This window comes from Pseudomonas sp. SDT291_1_S447 (genome assembly GCF_054070155.1).
The window spans coordinates 1-16,403 of the sequence record NZ_JBSVXS010000118.1; the positions used below are offsets into that span (position 1 = coordinate 1).

At 59.0% G+C, this 16,403-nt stretch carries 18 protein-coding genes; 3 read left to right on the plus strand and 15 right to left on the minus strand.

Translation table 11 applies throughout. The features are described 5' to 3' along the window. Positions 1-89: 89 nt before the first annotated feature. From ACW9IR_RS24400 to ACW9IR_RS24445, 10 genes are all read right to left on the minus strand, one after another. Complete coding sequence (locus ACW9IR_RS24400; protein ID WP_102901166.1) at positions 90-893, minus strand: transglutaminase family protein; 804 nt, start codon at positions 891-893, stop codon at positions 90-92. After that, entirely contained in the window at positions 890-1,840 is a 951-nt protein-coding gene (locus ACW9IR_RS24405) for an alpha-E domain-containing protein (protein ID WP_016982907.1), read from the minus strand. Before ACW9IR_RS24405 ends, ACW9IR_RS24400 begins: the two co-directional genes overlap by 4 nt. Before the next feature lie 12 nt (positions 1,841-1,852). Then, a complete protein-coding gene (locus tag ACW9IR_RS24410) occupies positions 1,853-3,262 on the minus strand; it encodes a circularly permuted type 2 ATP-grasp protein (RefSeq protein WP_007914061.1) in 1,410 nt (469 codons plus the stop codon). Positions 3,263-3,736: 474 nt separating this feature from the next. Then, a complete protein-coding gene (locus tag ACW9IR_RS24415) occupies positions 3,737-4,084 on the minus strand; it encodes a ribonuclease E inhibitor RraB (protein ID WP_007914059.1) in 348 nt (115 codons plus the stop codon). Positions 4,085-4,293: 209 nt separating this feature from the next. Next, the gene (locus ACW9IR_RS24420; protein WP_041068889.1) at positions 4,294-4,527 is read right to left on the minus strand and encodes a hypothetical protein; all 234 of its coding nucleotides are present in this window, start codon (positions 4,525-4,527) and stop codon (positions 4,294-4,296) included. Positions 4,528-4,762: 235 nt separating this feature from the next. Further along, positions 4,763-5,638, minus strand: a complete 876-nt coding sequence (speE, locus tag ACW9IR_RS24425) for a polyamine aminopropyltransferase (RefSeq protein ID WP_016982904.1) — start codon at positions 5,636-5,638, stop codon at positions 4,763-4,765. Between the two features lie 240 nt (positions 5,639-5,878). Continuing rightward, positions 5,879-6,070: a PLDc N-terminal domain-containing protein gene (locus ACW9IR_RS24430; protein ID WP_007914053.1), complete on the minus strand. Its 192-nt coding sequence runs from the start codon at positions 6,068-6,070 to the stop codon at positions 5,879-5,881. A gap of 71 nt (positions 6,071-6,141) precedes the next feature. Next, positions 6,142-6,672 carry a hypothetical protein gene (locus ACW9IR_RS24435; protein WP_150730535.1) on the minus strand — a complete coding sequence of 177 codons (531 nt, stop codon included), beginning with the start codon at positions 6,670-6,672 and terminating at the stop codon, positions 6,142-6,144. Positions 6,673-6,839: 167 nt separating this feature from the next. Beyond that, entirely contained in the window at positions 6,840-7,358 is a 519-nt protein-coding gene (locus ACW9IR_RS24440) for an ankyrin repeat domain-containing protein (protein WP_457465304.1), read from the minus strand. Positions 7,359-7,455: 97 nt separating this feature from the next. Further along, positions 7,456-9,294, minus strand: a complete 1,839-nt coding sequence (locus tag ACW9IR_RS24445; protein WP_457465305.1) for a long-chain-acyl-CoA synthetase — start codon at positions 9,292-9,294, stop codon at positions 7,456-7,458. Between the two features lie 388 nt (positions 9,295-9,682). Between ACW9IR_RS24445 and ACW9IR_RS24450 the strand changes: the two genes are divergently transcribed. Next, positions 9,683-9,961: a DUF3509 domain-containing protein gene (locus ACW9IR_RS24450; protein ID WP_008080936.1), complete on the plus strand. Its 279-nt coding sequence runs from the start codon at positions 9,683-9,685 to the stop codon at positions 9,959-9,961. 183 nt (positions 9,962-10,144) lie between these two features. Here ACW9IR_RS24450 and mtnC read toward each other — a convergent pair whose 3' ends face one another. From mtnC to aroC, 5 genes are all read right to left on the minus strand, one after another. After that, entirely contained in the window at positions 10,145-10,828 is a 684-nt protein-coding gene (mtnC, locus tag ACW9IR_RS24455) for an acireductone synthase (RefSeq protein WP_150794499.1), read from the minus strand. Positions 10,829-10,832: 4 nt separating this feature from the next. After that, on the minus strand, positions 10,833-11,378 hold the full coding sequence (locus ACW9IR_RS24460) for a 1,2-dihydroxy-3-keto-5-methylthiopentene dioxygenase (protein WP_457465306.1): 546 nt from the start codon (positions 11,376-11,378) through the stop codon (positions 10,833-10,835). A 94-nt stretch (positions 11,379-11,472) separates the two neighbouring features. Beyond that, positions 11,473-12,099 carry a methylthioribulose 1-phosphate dehydratase gene (locus ACW9IR_RS24465; RefSeq protein WP_007959997.1) on the minus strand — a complete coding sequence of 209 codons (627 nt, stop codon included), beginning with the start codon at positions 12,097-12,099 and terminating at the stop codon, positions 11,473-11,475. Then, complete coding sequence (locus ACW9IR_RS24470; RefSeq protein WP_016982896.1) at positions 12,096-13,241, minus strand: MFS transporter; 1,146 nt, start codon at positions 13,239-13,241, stop codon at positions 12,096-12,098. The genes ACW9IR_RS24465 and ACW9IR_RS24470 overlap by 4 nt, the downstream gene beginning before the upstream one ends. Positions 13,242-13,272: 31 nt before the next feature. Further along, positions 13,273-14,364 carry a chorismate synthase gene (aroC, locus tag ACW9IR_RS24475; RefSeq protein WP_077571784.1) on the minus strand — a complete coding sequence of 364 codons (1,092 nt, stop codon included), beginning with the start codon at positions 14,362-14,364 and terminating at the stop codon, positions 13,273-13,275. Between the two features lie 130 nt (positions 14,365-14,494). Between aroC and ACW9IR_RS24480 the strand changes: the two genes are divergently transcribed. Beyond that, the gene (locus ACW9IR_RS24480) at positions 14,495-15,448 is read left to right on the plus strand and encodes an alpha/beta hydrolase (protein WP_095120115.1); all 954 of its coding nucleotides are present in this window, start codon (positions 14,495-14,497) and stop codon (positions 15,446-15,448) included. Positions 15,449-15,547: 99 nt separating this feature from the next. Continuing rightward, a complete protein-coding gene (locus tag ACW9IR_RS24485) occupies positions 15,548-16,339 on the plus strand; it encodes a hypothetical protein (RefSeq protein ID WP_110721157.1) in 792 nt (263 codons plus the stop codon). Positions 16,340-16,403 lie beyond the last annotated feature (64 nt).

Genomic DNA, 16,403 nt, shown 5'->3' on the forward strand with positions numbered 1-16,403 from the left:
GCGATAGCGGAGTGTCAGACACTGATAATTCAACTGTCAGACCGCTATCGCGAGCAGGCTCACTCCTACAAGGGTTTTGTGTTAGTCCGTTACTGTTGTTGTACGGAGATGACTGGGGTTGGTGAGACGAACACTTTCGCATGCATCTGCTCACACCCACCGCCCCGGCGCATGCCGCGTACCGGGCAGGCATCCAGATAATCCAGGCCCACCGCCAGTTTCAGATGTCGCTCCGGCCGCGCCAGTTGATTGGTCACGTCAAAGCTGTACCAGGCGTCATCCAGCCATGCTTCTGCCCAGGCGTGGCTGGCCAAATGTTCACAATCCTCGCTGTACAAATACCCCGAAACATAACGCGACGGAATCCCGAGGCTGCGTGCGCAAGCCAGAAACGCATGAGCGTGATCCTGACAAACCCCGGCACGCCCGGCGAAGGCTTCCGCCGCGCTGGTGTCGACTTCGGTGGAACCCGGCGTGTAGGTCATGTGCTGATTCAAACCGTGCATCAGATCGATCAGCGCGGTGCGATCGCGCCGCTGTTTGCAGGATCTCTCGGCAAACGCGCGCAACGCCTCATCTGCCTCAGTCAGCCGGGTAAAACGCAGGAACGGCAGCGCCGACTGGCTCTCATGCTCGGCCTCGCGCAACTCATCGATATCAACCTGGCCGCGCGCGCCGATGATGATCGCTTCGTGCGGTTCATCCATGGTCAGCACATGCAGAATATTGCCGAACGGATCGAGTTGCGCACGCACCGGGCGCGGCAGGTCGAGTTGCCAGCTCAGCACATGCTGACGCTCGCTGTCGTGGGGGGTCAGCCGCAGGTACTGGATGCTCGCCCGCACCTGATCTTCGTAGTGATAGGTGGTCTCGTGGCTAATGGAAAGTCTCATGCAGCCTCCAGGTAGGAACTGTGAATGGCGTTGCCCAACTGGCGCACCAGCGGGATGAATTCGGTCAGCCAAGCGTGCAGGCCTTCCTCGAGAATTTCGTTGATGCCGGTGTAGCGCAAGCGTGCGTCCATCTCTGCCGCCAGACGCTGCGCCGGTCGGCCGTTGGCCCCGGGCAACTGCGCGAGAATCTGATCGATCTCTTCGGTGCAGGCCCGCAGTGAACGCGGTACATCGGCGCGCAACAGCAGCAACTCGGCGACATGCCGGGCGCCGGGCGCATCGCGGTAGATTTCGGTGTACGCCTCGAATGACGACAAGGCCCTTAGCAACGCACTCCATTGGTAATAGGCGTGGGCGGTGCCATCGCTGACCGCTTCAGCCTGATCGCCAGCCATTTCATAGCGGGCATCGAGCAATCGCAGGGTGTTGTCCGCGCGTTCGATGAACGTACCGAGGCGAATGAAACGAAACGCATCATTACGCATGATCGTGCCGTAGGACGCACCACGGAACAGGTGCGAACGCTCCTTGATCCATTCGCAGAAACGGCTCATGCCGTAGCGGCTCAGGCCCTGTTCAGCGATCCCGCGAATCTCCAGCCACGTCGAGTTGATGTTCTCCCACATGTCCGCCGTGATGCGTCCGCGTACCGCGTGAGCACTGGCCCGCGCCGCGCCGAGGCAGCTGTAGATGCTCGCCGGATTGGCCGCATCGAGGGCGAAAAAGTGCAACAGGCGCTCGGCATGCAGCGCGCCGTGACGTTCCAGATAATCGTCGAGGGTGCCGGTGATCAGCAGCGGCATGGCCAATTCGTGCAAACCGTCGCCGCGACCGTCCTGCGGCATCAGCGACAGCGAATAACTGATGTCGAGCATCCGGGCGAGGTTTTCCGCCCGCTCCAGGTAACGCGACATCCAATACAGATCCGAGGCAGTTCTACTTAACATGGCAAGCTTCCTTCAATCCTCGACCACCCAGGTGTCCTTGGTTCCGCCACCCTGGGAGGAATTCACCACCAGGGAGCCTTCGCGCAGCGCGACACGGGTCAAACCGCCGGGCACCACGCGGGTTTCGCGCCCGGACAAGACAAACGGACGCAAGTCGATATGGCGCGGCGCAATGCCGTTTTCGACAAAGGTCGGACAAGTCGACAGCGACAGCGTCGGTTGCGCGATATACGCGTGGGGCTTGGCCTTGATCCGCTCGCGGAACGCGTCGATTTCGGCCTTCGTCGACGCCGGACCCACCAGCATTCCGTACCCGCCGGAGCCTTGGGTTTCCTTGACCACCAGATCTGGAAGATTGGCCAGCACGTGGGAAAGTTCAGACGGGTTGCGGCATTGCCAGGTCGGCACGTTCTTCAGGATCGGTTCTTCGTCGAGGTAGAACCGGATCATGTCGGTAACAAACGGGTACACCGATTTGTCGTCCGCCACGCCAGTGCCGATGGCGTTGGCCAGCACCACATTGCCGGAGCGATAGGACGACAGCAGCCCCGGCACACCGAGCATCGAGTCGGGATTGAACGCCAGCGGATCGAGGAACGCGTCGTCGAGGCGGCGGTAGATCACGTCCACCGCTTTCGGGCCGTCGGTGGTGCGCATGAACACTTTGTCGTCACGCACGAACAGATCCGCGCCTTCGACCAGTTCCACGCCCATTTCCCGGGCGAGAAACGCGTGTTCGAAGAATGCACTGTTGAAGCGTCCGGGCGTCAGCACTACGACGCTCGGGTCGTCGATCGGACTTGAGCTTTTCAGGGTGTCGAGTAGCAGGTTCGGGTAGTGATCGATCGGCGCAATGCGCTGCGCGGCAAACAGCTCCGGGAACAGGCGCATCATCATCTTGCGGTCTTCGAGCATATAGCTGACGCCGCTCGGGGTGCGCAGGTTGTCTTCGAGCACGTAATAGGTGCCGTCGCCATCGCGCACCAGATCGACGCCGGAGATGTGCGAATAGATATCACGGTGCAGATCGAGGCCTTGCATCGCCAACTGATATTGCTCGTTGGCCAGCACCTGTTCGGCAGGAATGATCCCGGCCTTGATGATGCGCTGCTCATGATAGAGGTCAGCGAGAAACATGTTCAGCGCCTTGACCCGCTGGATGCAGCCGCGCTCGACGATTCGCCACTCGCTGGCGGGAATGCTGCGCGGGATGGTGTCGAAAGGAATCAGGCGCTCGGTGCCCTGCTCGTCGCCATAGAGCGTGAAAGTGATCCCGGCGCGATGGAACAGCAAGTCAGCCTCGCGTCGCCGTTGGGCCAGCAGCTCGTCAGGCGTGTCGGCCAGCCAGCGGGCGAACTCGCGATAATGCGGGCGAACCTGGCCGCCGGCATCGTACATCTCATCAAAATAGGTGCGGATCATGCCGTACTCCTTGTCACCCGGACATACAGGCCTTCGCAAGGCCCGTGCCATCGGCATAAACGCTTTGATTTCAATCGGTTGAAAATACACACCGCAAGCACCGCACCATTCCTGTGCGGCAAATGCCCCAACCGGATTGCCCCCGCTTCATTGCGACGCACTGCATCGCCTATCACCAGCATAGTCAGAGTTAATTTCACTGCCCGGCACTGCCTGCGGATAATCCGCGCATTCGCTGCAAAACTTCCCCGCGCACAGCGCCGCGAAGTCGCCAGCTCAACTGACCTGGACTGCCCTCGCAGCCCGCCCCGCTGTAACCCTGACCGGTTTCCTCTCCTTATCGGTCTTCCCTTTTAGCCACCCTCTCCGGTGGCTTTTTTTTGCCTCGGTTTCTTGTTTCAGGGTTTTGCTTACGCCGAAAATGACAACGGCCAACCCGAAGGTCAGCCGTTGTTCAACAAATGAAACCAGAGATCAGTTCAAACGGTGGCGGTTGCGCACCTCCTGTTTCACACCCCAGCCTTCGATAATGCCGCCCAGAGGTTCAACCACGGCAGAGAAACCCTGCTCGAAGTCGCCGATATCGTCATAGGTCGCGTACATCACTTTGCTCAATTCCAGCGCCCACGCACCGTCATCACGCACGCTGACCTGGGCATTGATGGATTCACCGCGAAATTTGCCTGCCGCCCTGCGCGCCCGCTCCTCGTCCGGGAAAATCGCGTAGAACTCGATGGGATGGAATCGGGAAAAATCGAAACCGCCTTCTTTCATGCGGCGCAGAACATTGCTGCTGATGTCTTCTTGATAGGCTGTGCTCATGAATCGTCCCCCTCGCATAGATGGATAGACTTTCCGTATTCCCGCCCCGGGCCTTAGGCCAAAGTACGACGGCAACGTGGTTGCACGCGGGAACAAGCATGTAGCTGACAAGACCAGACCTTAGCGATCCGTTCGCTGATCTCGCTTGCAGAGTAGCCCCAAGTTAGAGCCGCTGCCAAGGCCTGGTTGCTTCGGATGAAGGAAGATTTTCAGATTGGAGTGATGCTGCGGATCTTGATGCTGTTTTGGGTTTCGAGGCTTTTGACGCCAGCATCGGGGGTTCGCCCTTCCAGATCGTTGAGATCCAGTTTGGCGGCGACGGGCAGGAGCCGTTCCTTGATCAATCGAGCGGCCTCATCGTCGCTGGGGCATTCCGCGCGCTCGAACACCTCATCGACAATTTCACCATGATCGTCCACGAAAGTGACTTTCCACTTTTGCATCGGTGCCTCCTCGATCAAACCCGCAAATGGGCTTACACCTAAATCGACTGGTGCGCCGAAAGTTGGTTCAAAAGGATTACAGCGCACGAACATGAATAAAACGACATCTACATTACGGGGAAGCAAATGTGGGAGCGAGCTTGCTCGCGAAAGCGGTTTTTCATTCAACAAATATGTTGCCTGACAGTCCGATTTCGCGAGCAAGCTCGCTCCCACAGGGGAGTTTCAGTGTTCTTTAGTCGTTGCTTGGCTTGTTGATCGCCTGCAGCACGTACTGCGGCAAGGCGAAGGCGCCGATGTGGATTTCCGGGTTGTAGTAGCGAGTGACGATGCCGCTGCCAATGAAGCGCTGTTGCAGGGTTTCACGGCTGAGCTTGCGGTAAGCCGGGTTGGTCGAGCCCCAGGCGAACGTCATCGAGCCACCGATGTAGGTCGGCACGGCGGCCTGATAGAAGTGCCAGTCCGGGAACAGGCTGTTCAGGCGACCGGCAGTGGTTTTCACTTCGTCGATTTGCATGAACGGCGTGCCGTTCTGGGTCACGAGGATGCCGCCCTCGTTCAGGCAGCGATGGCACGCCTGGTAGAAGTTCTCCGAGAACAGCACTTCGCCCGGGCCGATCGGGTCGGTGGAGTCGGAGATGATCACGTCGAATTTTTCGGTGGTAGTGGCGACGAAACGCATGCCGTCGTCGATCACCAGGTTCAGGCGTGGATCGTCGTAGGCGCCGCTGGAGTGGTTCGGCAGGAACTCTTTGCACATGTCGACCACGGTGCCGTCGATCTCGACCATGGTGATGTGCTCGACACCAGCGTGCTTGGTCACTTCACGGAGCATGCCGCCGTCACCGCCACCAATGATCAGCACGCGCTTGGCGCTGCCGTGGGCGAGGATCGGCACGTGGGTGAGCATTTCGTGGTAGATGAATTCGTCGGCTTCGGTGGTCTGGATCACGCCGTCCAGCGCCATTACACGACCCATGCGCGGGTTCTGGAAAATCACCAGATGCTGGTGTTCGGTGCGCACTTCGTGCAGCAGTTTTTCCATGCGAAAACGCTGGCCGTAGCCTTCGTAAAGGGTTTCCAGGTACTCGCTGGTTTTGGTGACGGTCATGGTCAAGTGCTCCGATGAATGCGCGGGCGCCAATCGTGGGGACGATTGCCCGGGAAAGGCGCGCATTCTACGATGCCGAAGATGACAGGTCGAACCTCACTTCATCGGCAGACCACAATCCCTTGTAGGAGTGAGCCTGCTCGCGATAGCGGTTTTTCAGTCACTGACTCATTGACTGAAGGATAGCTATCGCGAGCAGGCTCACTCCTACAGGGTATTGCGGTGTTCTCGGGATCAGTGTCAGATCCGCACGTTACCGCGCGGTCCGGCAATAGCCCAGATGATCAGGCCCAGCACCGGCAGGAGGATGATCAGCAGCACCCAGACGATTTTCATCCCGGTGGTCGCGCCGCTTTTCAACACGTTGATGATGGCCCAGATGTCGAGGGCAAGGATGATCAGGCCGATCAGACCGTTGAACGTGGAACCCATGGTGTCGCTCCAGAATAGTGGCATGCACTTTTAGGATAGACGGTCGCGCGCAGGGTTCCCTTTTATTGCGTTCAGACGTGAACAGCGATCTTCAGGGCTTCAAGCGATGGCGCGGCGGCGATGCCGACTTCAGCGCACAACTCCAGTACCCGTGGCACGTCGTTGCCGTAGACCAAAACCATTTGCAGCTCGTCGTCGAGCAACTGACTGAAGTTCATCAGCGTGTAACCGCCGTTCTCCTTGTTCATGCTGCTCATTTGCACCTGAATGCGGTTGAGAGCGGTCAAGGCTTCGGTTTTGGCCAGTTGCTTGGGCTTGAGGTTGAAATCGACGCCCGGACCGAACGAGGCAACAATCTGCGCGAACAAATCGACGTAGGTGTCAGCCTGGAACAGCACGGTTTCCGGCAGACTGCCGACTACGACCCACTCACCCAACGGGATCGGGAATGTGTCGTCATAGTTGATGTCCGGGTTGGCGGTCAGAAAAGCATCAGCATCGGCGTAGGCCTGTGCCGCTTCGTCGGCGACTTTCACGATCTCGTCCTCGCCCATGCAGCCGGAGCTGATTTTGCTGATGAGTTCGACGAGTGCGGCTTTCATGAGGGCGGATCCTGTGGCGAAGGTGAATTTCGAGGGCGCGGAGGATAGCGCACAAAGCAAAAGATCGCAGCCTGCGGCAGCTCCTGCAAGTTCAGCGTTCGACCGCGAAACGGGCCACAAACGCAATCAGTGTAGGAGCTGCCGCAGGCTGCGATCTTCTGATCTTATCAACCCAACAATTTTTCCAGCTGCGCCGTGGTATCAACCGCGCCCATCGTCCGTGCAGCGTCGAGCGCGGTCACGCCATTGGCGTCCTTGGCCTGCGCGTTGGCGCCTTTGCTGATCAGGTATTCAACGATTGCAACGCGGTTGAACATCGCTGCCATCATCAGCGCCGTACGCCCATCAAACGACGAGCCCTCAATCTCTGCACCCGCCTCGACCAACGCCGTGACCACCGCCAGATCGCCTTTGAACGCCGCACCGGCAATCGGACTCTGGCCGTTGCCATTGCGCATTTCCGGGTCAGCCTTGTGTTTAAGCAGCACTTGCACCGCATCCACATGGCCGTAGTAGCTGGCCAGCATCAGCAATGTGTCGCCCTTGCTGTTTTTCAGGTTCACCGGCAAACCGGCCGTTACCAGACGATCAAGCATCTCAGCATCACCGTCACGCGCCTTGTTGAAAACCTGCTCGGTGAATTCGGCAGCTTCTTCAGGGGTCATCTGGCGGCTTTGGTCGGACATGGGGCAACTCCACTTTCGGTCAATCGGAAAGCCGACAGTTTCCCGAGCGAGACGCTGGCTGTCACCCCCTTTTTCTCAAGCCGTCTCATAGCCAGATTCAATAACGATGTTTGCCTTGATGAATTTCCGCCAGCACCTCGTCGGTGACCCGAACGTAGGTCTGGGTGCCGGGCAGCCATGCATAGATCGGGTCATCACCCGTCTGGCCGGGGTCGAAGCCTTCATTTTTCAGGCGTGTTTTCTGATATTTGAAGGTGCCGGTAGTTTCCATCTTGACCTTCACTCGCAGGAACAACGGTACGGCATAGGCCGGCATACGCTCCCGGGCAAAGGTCAGCAACTCGGCGAAATCCAGCGTCGCAAGGGATTCCGCAGGCGTTATCGCCGCCATCCCGGCACGGCCGTTGGTATTGCGGATTTCCACGCCATACGCCACCGCCTCAGAGATGTGCGGGTGTTGCAGCAACAGGTTTTCGACTTCAGTGGTCGAGACGTTTTCGCCCTTCCAGCGATACGTATCACCGAGCCGATCAACAAATTGTGCGTGGCCAAAACCGATATTGCGCAGTAGGTCGCCGGTGTTGAAAAAGCGATCGCCTTTGCTAAACACGTCGTGCAGCACGACCTTGGCGGTTTTCTGCGGATCGGTGTAGCCGTCCAGCGGCGCCTTCTCGTCGATCCGCGCCAGCAGCAAGCCCTGCTCACCTTTGCCAACCTTGCTCATGAAACCGTCGGCGCTGCGCAGCGGTTCACCGCTGTCATGATCGTAGGCCACCAGCTCCCACGCCATCAGCGAGAAGCCAATGGTGTTGTCGAAGTTGAGAATGTTGGTGAAACCGATATTGCCGTCGCTCGCCGCATACAGTTCGCAGATGTGCTCGACGGCGAAGCGTGTCTTGAATTCGGCCCAGGCGCCGGGACGCAAGCCGTTGCCGATCATCTTGCGCACATCGTGGCGGCTGTCATCGGCGCTGGCCGGTTGATCGACCAGATAACGACACAATTCGCCGACGTAACCGATGGTGGTCGCGCGATAACGACGCACGTCGTTCCAGAACTGGCTGGCGCTGAACTTGCGACGAATCGCGAAGCCCGAGGCGCCGTTGACTGCCGAGCCCCAGCACACGCAAAGACCGGTGGCGTGATACAGCGGCAAGGTGCAGTAGACGACATCGTCGGGGCCCATGTTGAGGGCGATCATGCCGAAACTGGCAGAACTGCGCATCCAGCGACCATGTTTGAACACGCCGGCCTTGGGCAGGCCGGTGGTGCCGGAGGTGTAAATGTAGAAACACGGATCGTCGAAAAACACCTGCTGACTGCTCGGCGGATTTTCGCTGGAGGCATCGGCACTGGCGCTGATCAGATTGACGTAGCCTTCGGGCGCAATGCCCGGATGGCTGTAGGTGTCCTGATCGGCGACAAACCAGGTGCGCGGCGTGGTAATCGCCACTTGCTCGCGAATTGCCGCATAAGCCGGAAGCAGTTCTTCGCCGACCACAATCGCTTCCGGCGCCACCAGATTCACGCTATGGATCAGCGTGTCGCGAGTCTGCGAGGTATTGAGCAGCGCGCTGACCGCGCCGACCTTGGCCAGCGCCAGAATGGTCACCAGCAATTCCGGGCGGTTTTCGATGAACACCGCGACCACGTCGCCCTTGCCGATGCCCTGCCCGTTCAGATAATGAGCGATGCGGTTGGCCCACTGGTTGACCTGCGCATAGGTCAGCCGCACATCGCCCTGCAACAACGCCTGGCCCTCGGGATTGCGCAGCGTCGCTTGTTCGAATGTCCAGCCAAGGCCACAGCTTTGGGTCGGATCCGTGACGTTGGCCACCTTCATGCCCTTGACCACTCGCGGAATGGCTTTGGCAATCATCGGCAGTTTGCGGAGCATCATGCCCCAGGTAATCGTGTCGCTTGGCGCGTGGCTCATGAAAGCTCCCCGTCCGACCTTGGCGTGCAGGTCGATGTTTTTATTTTTCGGGCTTGCTTGAAGCAACCAGCGCACTCAAGCGCGGGTCGAGATCGAAAATACGTCAGCGCTTCTCGAGCTGTACACGCGGTTTTTGCAATGTTTTGTATCCGCTGATCGGCCGACGGCGGCGATGATCATCGGGTAAGCGATTGGTTCCGTTGTTTCGATAACGATCCCGCAAAATGCAGGATGCACGATGGCCATTCATGCAGTTTGCACGACAACCTGAATTTTCCTATTTTTTAACTTATTGATTTATAAGGATTTTATTAATTTCAAATGCTGGCACAATCGCTGCAACCTCCTCTGCATGCTTGCCATTCAAGTGCATAAGGAGCTGATAGACATGAGCCTGATCCAAGAAAAATTTACCTCCCTGTTCTCCAACTTCGACGTCACCACTGCGCCACGTCCTGATGGCGGGATCCTGCTGACTCTGCGCAGCAGCGACGGCAAAGTGTTCAAGCGCGCACTGACTTATCAGCAACTGCATGCCGGCGACCAATTGTCGTGGGCGATCAGTGCAATTCGCCGCGACCTGGCTGAACAAGCCAGTGAACTGCCGCAAATTGCCATGCTGCAGAGCCAGCAGCGTTTTGCCCTGCCGACGTATCACTCGCTGTAATTTTTAAAGCGCTTTAAACAAAACAGGCCGTGGAGCTTTCGCTTCACGGCCTGTTTTTTTTGTGGCTGACGCCAATTCCTCTGGGAGCGAGCCTGCTCGCGAAAGCGGTGTGTCAGGGAGAAATTTTTTATCTGATATTCCGCCTTCGCGAGCAAGCTCGCTCCCACATTTGATTTGTGTGGGTTAGAAGGCTTCGGGTTCTATGCCGGTGAAGGTGTCGACGGTGATGTGGCTGCCCAGCTCGCCGCCTTCACGGGCGAGGCCGCAGGTTTGCAGGCCGGCTGCTTGCGCGGCGTCGAGCTCTTCGACGATATCCGAGAGGAACAGGATTTCTTCGGGTTCGACGCCAATGGCTTTCTGGATATTGGTGTACGACTGCGCCTCGCGTTTGGGCCCCGACGTCGTGTCGAAATAGCCGCTGAACAGCGGTGTCAGATCCCCCGCCTCTGAGCAGCCGAAAATCAGTTTCTGCGCCTGAATCGAGCCCGACGAGTACACAAACAGTTGATAACCCGCCGCGTGCCAGCGTTTTAGCGCTTCAACGGCATCCGGGTAAACATGCCCCTTCAACTGCCCGGCGTGATAACCCTGAGCCCAGACCATGCCTTGCAAGGCCTTGAGCGGCGTGGCTTTGCGATCTTCCTCGATCCAGCTCAAGAGAATTTCAACAACCCGCTCAACATCGGCTTGCGGCGCATTGCTGTCACGGCGCACGGCGTCGAGTTGCTCGGCGACATCGGCGCGTTCAGCGTTCTGCCGAACGAAATCCGGCAGGTGTTTAGCGGCGTACGGAAATAGCACGTCAAACACGAAACTCACCGCGCTGGTGGTGCCTTCAATGTCAGTGACAATGGCTTTGATCGACATCGAATCAGTCCTCCAGACGCGGGAAGCGGCCGGCGATGTCTTCGCCGGTGAAATTGGCAACCCAGCCTTCAGGGTTGTTGAACAGGCGAATCGCGACAAAGTGCGGATGCTCGCCCATGTCGAACCAGTGCTTGGTGCCAGCCGGCACGGAAATCAGATCATTTTTCTCGCAGAGGACGGCGTAGACGTAATCGTCGATGTGCAGAGTAAACAACCCACGGCCGGCGACGAAAAATCTGACCTCGTCTTCGCCATGGCGATGTTCTTCGAGAAACTTGGCACGCAATTCGGCTTTTTGTGGGTGATCGCTGTTCAGGCTGATCACGTCGACGGTGATGTAACCGCGCTCGGTCATCAATTGGTCGATCTGCTCTTGATAGGCGCTGATCACTTCTTCCTGGGTAGCGCCGGGCTGAATCTTTGCGGCGGCTTGCCAACGGTCGAAGCGCACGCCCTGCTCGGCCAGGGTCGAGGCGATGTCTTCAAAGTGGGTCAGCACCTTGTTCGGAATCTCGGGACTGGATACGTGATAGACGGACAGGCTGCTCATTGGGGCAATTCCTCGGTATCGGCCTTGCCGTCCGGTTCTTGCAGACCGGTCGGGCACAGCATTTCATCAGGCAAATGGGCTACTTCTGGTGAAGTCAGCCTTGGCGGTTCATGACGCTGCGGGTTTTCAACTCGCATTCAAACAGAAATTCAAAGGCCTCGATCTGCCGCAGCGCATCGCTCATCTGCGCGCCCCAGGTGTAGAGGCCGTGACCGCGAATCAGATAACCGACGCAATCGGGATGGGCGTCGAGCCAAGGCTGCACCTTGGCGGCGAGGCGCGCAATGTCCTGATCGTTGTCGAAAATCGGCACGCGCACCCGCGATTCGTGAGTCGAGATGCCGCTGAAGGCTTTCTGCAATTCGTAGTCTTCGAATTCGATAAAGTCTTGCGGGGTCAGGCGCGACAGCACCGTGGCATTCACCGAATGGGTGTGCAGCACTGCGCCGATCTCCGGCCGCCAGCTATACAGCTGAGTGTGCAGCAGGGTTTCCGCGGACGGTTTTTTGCCTGGCTCCAGGCTGTTGCCCGACAGATCGGTGGCGAGCACATCGTCCAGACCCAACTGGCCTTTGTGCTTGCCGGACACGGTCAGCAGCGCTTCGCTCGGCGACAGGCGTGTCGAGTAGTTGCTGCTGGTGGCCGGCGACCAGCCGCGACCATAAAGAAAGCGCCCGGCGTCGACGATTTGCTGGGCGAGTTGTTCACGCGTAAGGCTCATGGCCTGTCCTCTTGCATACGTGTGGCAATGATAACGGCAGCAGCGAGCGCCGCGAGACTGGCAATACTAAAGGTCAATGTCGCGCCGAGGGCATTCCAGCTGTAACCGGAATACAACGCGCCGAGCGCACCGCCGGTGCCGGCCAGTGCGGCGTACAACGCCTGGCCCTGCCCTTGCTGGCGCGCGCCGAAGCTACGTTGCACGAAAGCGATGGCAGCGGCGTGAAAACTGCCGAAGGTCGCCGCATGCAGAATCTGCGCGAACAACAGCACCCAGAGAAACTCGGCGAACGAACCTAGCAGCAACCAGCGCAGCGCCGCCAGCAGAAAACTTGCCATCAATACGCGGCGCAGGGAAAACCGCGCAAGAATCCGGCTCATCGCCATGAACATCAGCACTTCGGCGACCACACCCACAGCCCAGAGCATGCCGATCGTGCCGCGTGTGTAGCCGAGTCGTTCCAGGTGCAAGGTCAGAAAGGTGTAATACGGGCCGTGGCTCATTTGCATCAGCGCCACGCAGCCATAGAACGCCAGCACGCCGGGATTGCGCAGTTGCTTGAGAAAACCCTCACCGCTCGGCCGATTGCCTTGCGGCGGTTGCGCGTTCGGCACCCACAGACTGCTGAGGACGATGCCGGCCATGATCAACACCAGCGCCGCCGGATAGATGTCGAGGCTCAGCCATTCGAACAGCCGGCCCAGTACGACCACGGTGATGATGAAACCGATCGAGCCCCACAGGCGAATCTGGCTGTAACGCGAAGTCTGCCCCTGCAAATGCGCCAGGGTGATGACTTCGAACTGCGGCAGTACCGCGTGCCAGAAGAATGCGTGCAACGCCATGACCATCGCCAGCCAGGCGTAGGTCTTGCTGACGAAAATCAACGAGAAAGTCAGCAGCGTACACACCGCGCCGAAGCGCACGATGGCCAAGCGTTTGCCGGTGTAATCGCCGAGCCAGCCCCAGATGTTCGGCGCCACACAGCGCATCAGCATCGGGATCGCGACCAGTTCACCGATCCGCGCCGGACTGAAGCCGAGGTGATCGAAGTACAGCGCCAGAAACGGCGCTGTCGAACCGAGCAAGGCGAAATAGAACAGATAGAAACTGGACAGCCGCCAGTAAGGGAGCGCCGCCACGGTTATGCCGCGACGGCTTGAAGGTCCGCCATCAAAGCTGACCCAGCACCGGCGTGCTCACGCGCACATCGGCGTTCTGGCCACGGTGACGCAGCAGGTGATCCATCAGCACAATGGCCATCATCGCTTCGGCAATCGGCGTTGCACGAATGCCGACGCAAGGGTCGTGACGGCCCTTGGTGATCACATCGACCGGATTGCCGTGGATATCGATCGAACGGCCCGGGGTGGTGATGCTCGACGTCGGCTTCAGCGCCAAATGGGCAACAATCGGCTGACCGGACGAGATGCCGCCAAGGATGCCGCCCGCGTTGTTGCTGAGGAAACCTTCCGGGGTCATTTCATCACGGTGTTCGGTACCGCGCTGGGCAACCGAAGCAAATCCGGCGCCGATTTCCACGCCTTTGACGGCGTTGATACTCATCAGCGCATGGGCCAGCTCAGCGTCGAGACGATCGAAAATCGGCTCGCCCAGACCTGGCATCACGCCTTCGGCAACGACGGTGATCTTCGCCCCGACCGAGTCTTGGTCGCGGCGCAATTGGTCCATGTAGGCTTCCAGCTCAGGGACTTTGTCTGGATCGGGGCTGAAGAAGGCGTTCTCTTCCACCGAATCCCAGGTCTTGAACGGGATTTCGATCGGACCGAGCTGGCTCATGTAACCACGGATGACGATGCCTTGGCTGGCCAGGTATTTCTTGGCGATCGCCCCGGCCGCCACGCGCATTGCGGTCTCGCGGGCCGAGCTGCGGCCACCGCCACGGTAATCGCGCTCGCCGTATTTGTGGTGATAGGTGTAGTCGGCGTGGGCAGGGCGGAACAGATCCTTGATCGCCGAGTAGTCCTTGGACTTCTGGTCGGTGTTGCGGATCAGCAGGCCGATCGAGCAACCGGTGGTGCGCCCTTCGAACACCCCGGAGAGGATTTCGACTTCGTCGGCTTCCTGACGCTGGGTGGTGTGGCGGCTGGTGCCGGGCTTGCGGCGATCGAGGTCGCGCTGCAGGTCTTCGAGGGAGATCTCCAGGCCCGGCGGGCAGCCGTCGACAATGGCGACCAACGCCGGACCATGGCTCTCGCCAGCGGTGGTGACAGTGAACAACTTGCCGTAGGTATTGCCGGACATGCAGGACGCTCCGTGAAATCAAACCCAAATTCGTGATGCGCGCCAGTATACGCAGGCTAACCGAGTAGTTCATCCTCGAACCTTAGTGGTGCTGGCGAGTCCAACCGGCACCTTGGCGAATGATGGCGTGATGATGCTGCGAGTTTTGATCTTGAGTCTTACCCTGTTTACGGGCTTTGCCCAAGCGACGGTCCTACAACGCCCGGTTACTTTGGATACCGGCACTGGCGAACTTTTCGGTTCGCTGCTGCTGCCAAAATCTGACAACCCGGTGCCGGTTGTCCTGATCATTTCTGGCTCAGGTCCTACGGATCGTGACGGAAACAACCCCGACGGTGGGCGCAACGACAGCCTAAAACGCTTGGCCTGGGTGCTGGCCAAACACAATATCGCCAGCGTGCGTTACGACAAGCGCGGTGTTGCGGCGAGCCTGGCGGCGACGCCGGATGAGCGCAATTTGTCGGTGGAAGCCTACGCGGCGGACGCGGTGGCGTGGGGGCAGAAGCTCAAGGCCGATCCGCGTTTCGGCAAATTGATCCTGCTCGGCCACAGTGAAGGCGCGCTGATTGCCAGCCTCGCCGCGCCGAAAGTCGATGCGGCGGCGGTGATTTCCCTGTCCGGCAGCGCCCGTCCGGTCGATCAGGTGATCCGCGAACAACTGGCCCGTAGCCTGCCGCCACCGCTGATGCTGCGCAGCAATGAATTGCTCGATAGCCTCAAGGCTGGCCACACCGATGACAATGTGCCGCAACCGTTGCAGGTGATTTTCCGCCCGAGCGTGCAGCCGTATCTGATTTCGCTGTTCCGTCAGGATCCGGCGAAAGCCTTCGCGCAATTGCAGATGCCGGCGCTGATCGTCCAGGGCAGCAACGACATGCAGGTCGGCGTTGGCGATGCGCAAGCGCTAAAGGCCGCCAAACCCGACGCCGAACTGGCGGTGATCGACGGCATGAACCACGTCATGCGCATCGTCCACAACGATATGAAGCGGCAATTGGCTTCGTACAAGGATCCAAATTTGCCACTGGCGGCGGAACTCGGCGCGAAGATCATTGAGTTTATTGACGGACTTCGCGCCAGTTAAGCGTTGTTTGCCCTCTAGTCCTGCAAAAAACGGCCGATAAGCCTTTGTCGCCAGCGCAACAGCTGGCGACAAGCAGGGCTTGGACAGGATCTCGCCGTTATGACTGATACCCAGACTTCACCCGACACCACCGCTGAAAAAGACGCACCGCCAGCGGTCGAGCTGCCGTGGGCGGATGTCCACGTCGAGCACCACAAGATGCTCCGCCTGGCCCCGCTGCAAACCGATCGCAACACTGGCGGGCGCCCCTTGCGCTTCGTCGAATTCGGTTACGCCGAACGCAACAGCAAAGAAAAAAGCCTGATGCGCATGGCGATTAAACTGCCCGGCCAGCGTGTGCGCAAAGAACAGAATCAGCTGGACGTGTGGGTGGATCACACCACCAAGCGTGTGCACTTCGGCCCCGACAGCGGCTTGCAGATCGAACCGATGAACCGTGGCATCGGCCGTTACATGGCCGCGCAAGGCATCAATTGGGCGAAAAAGCGTTGGCCGACCTACACCGTCGACGGCATGGACTTGAACAACAAGGACGCGCTGAACGAAGACACGCGTCTGCGTCGCGATCACTTCCTGCGCGTGCACGGCTTTGATGTGGTGTACGCCGATGCGCAGCATTTGAAGGGCAGCGTCAAGGAAGTGCAGGTCGGCGATTTGCTCGGCGACTGGAACAGCGAAAAGCTGCAGATCGTCGAAATTCTTGAAGCGGCGCAGATGCTTCAGCAGGCCGAGCAGAATCTGGCCGAGCAGGAAGTGAAGCTGAAGAAGCAGGAAGACAAGGTCAGCAAGTTCAAGCGTGAAGACGCTGGTTTGCGTTTCACGATTACGTGCCTGGTGGCGTTTGCGGTGTTTCAGGCGGGGTTGTTGATCTGGATCGCCACACACCGGTAACAGCATGAACCCGAGTCGCGGCCATTCGCGAGCAAGCTCGCTCCCACAGGATTTGTGTCGTACA

Excerpts from the sequence above, each read along its gene's own strand:
- ACW9IR_RS24460 (WP_457465306.1), bottom strand. The coding sequence starts at position 11,378 with ATGAGCAGCCTGTCCGTCTATCACGTATCCAGTCCCGAGATTCCGAAC.
- ACW9IR_RS24450 (WP_008080936.1), top strand. The coding sequence starts at position 9,683 with ATGAGCCTGATCCAAGAAAAATTTACCTCCCTGTTCTCCAACTTCGAC.
- ACW9IR_RS24445 (WP_457465305.1), bottom strand. The coding sequence starts at position 9,294 with ATGAGCCACGCGCCAAGCGACACGATTACCTGGGGCATGATGCTCCGC.
- ACW9IR_RS24480 (WP_095120115.1), top strand. The coding sequence starts at position 14,495 with ATGATGCTGCGAGTTTTGATCTTGAGTCTTACCCTGTTTACGGGCTTT.
- ACW9IR_RS24465 (WP_007959997.1), bottom strand. The coding sequence starts at position 12,099 with ATGAGCCTTACGCGTGAACAACTCGCCCAGCAAATCGTCGACGCCGGG.
- ACW9IR_RS24430 (WP_007914053.1), bottom strand. The coding sequence starts at position 6,070 with ATGGGTTCCACGTTCAACGGTCTGATCGGCCTGATCATCCTTGCCCTC.
- ACW9IR_RS24415 (WP_007914059.1), bottom strand. The coding sequence starts at position 4,084 with ATGAGCACAGCCTATCAAGAAGACATCAGCAGCAATGTTCTGCGCCGC.
- mtnC (WP_150794499.1), bottom strand. The coding sequence starts at position 10,828 with ATGTCGATCAAAGCCATTGTCACTGACATTGAAGGCACCACCAGCGCG.
- ACW9IR_RS24405 (WP_016982907.1), bottom strand. The coding sequence starts at position 1,840 with ATGTTAAGTAGAACTGCCTCGGATCTGTATTGGATGTCGCGTTACCTG.
- aroC (WP_077571784.1), bottom strand. The coding sequence starts at position 14,364 with ATGTCCGGCAATACCTACGGCAAGTTGTTCACTGTCACCACCGCTGGC.
- speE (WP_016982904.1), bottom strand. The coding sequence starts at position 5,638 with ATGACCGTCACCAAAACCAGCGAGTACCTGGAAACCCTTTACGAAGGC.
- ACW9IR_RS24410 (WP_007914061.1), bottom strand. The coding sequence starts at position 3,262 with ATGATCCGCACCTATTTTGATGAGATGTACGATGCCGGCGGCCAGGTT.
- ACW9IR_RS24440 (WP_457465304.1), bottom strand. The coding sequence starts at position 7,358 with ATGTCCGACCAAAGCCGCCAGATGACCCCTGAAGAAGCTGCCGAATTC.
- ACW9IR_RS24400 (WP_102901166.1), bottom strand. The coding sequence starts at position 893 with ATGAGACTTTCCATTAGCCACGAGACCACCTATCACTACGAAGATCAG.
- ACW9IR_RS24485 (WP_110721157.1), top strand. The coding sequence starts at position 15,548 with ATGACTGATACCCAGACTTCACCCGACACCACCGCTGAAAAAGACGCA.
- ACW9IR_RS24420 (WP_041068889.1), bottom strand. The coding sequence starts at position 4,527 with ATGCAAAAGTGGAAAGTCACTTTCGTGGACGATCATGGTGAAATTGTC.
- ACW9IR_RS24435 (WP_150730535.1), bottom strand. The coding sequence starts at position 6,672 with ATGAAAGCCGCACTCGTCGAACTCATCAGCAAAATCAGCTCCGGCTGC.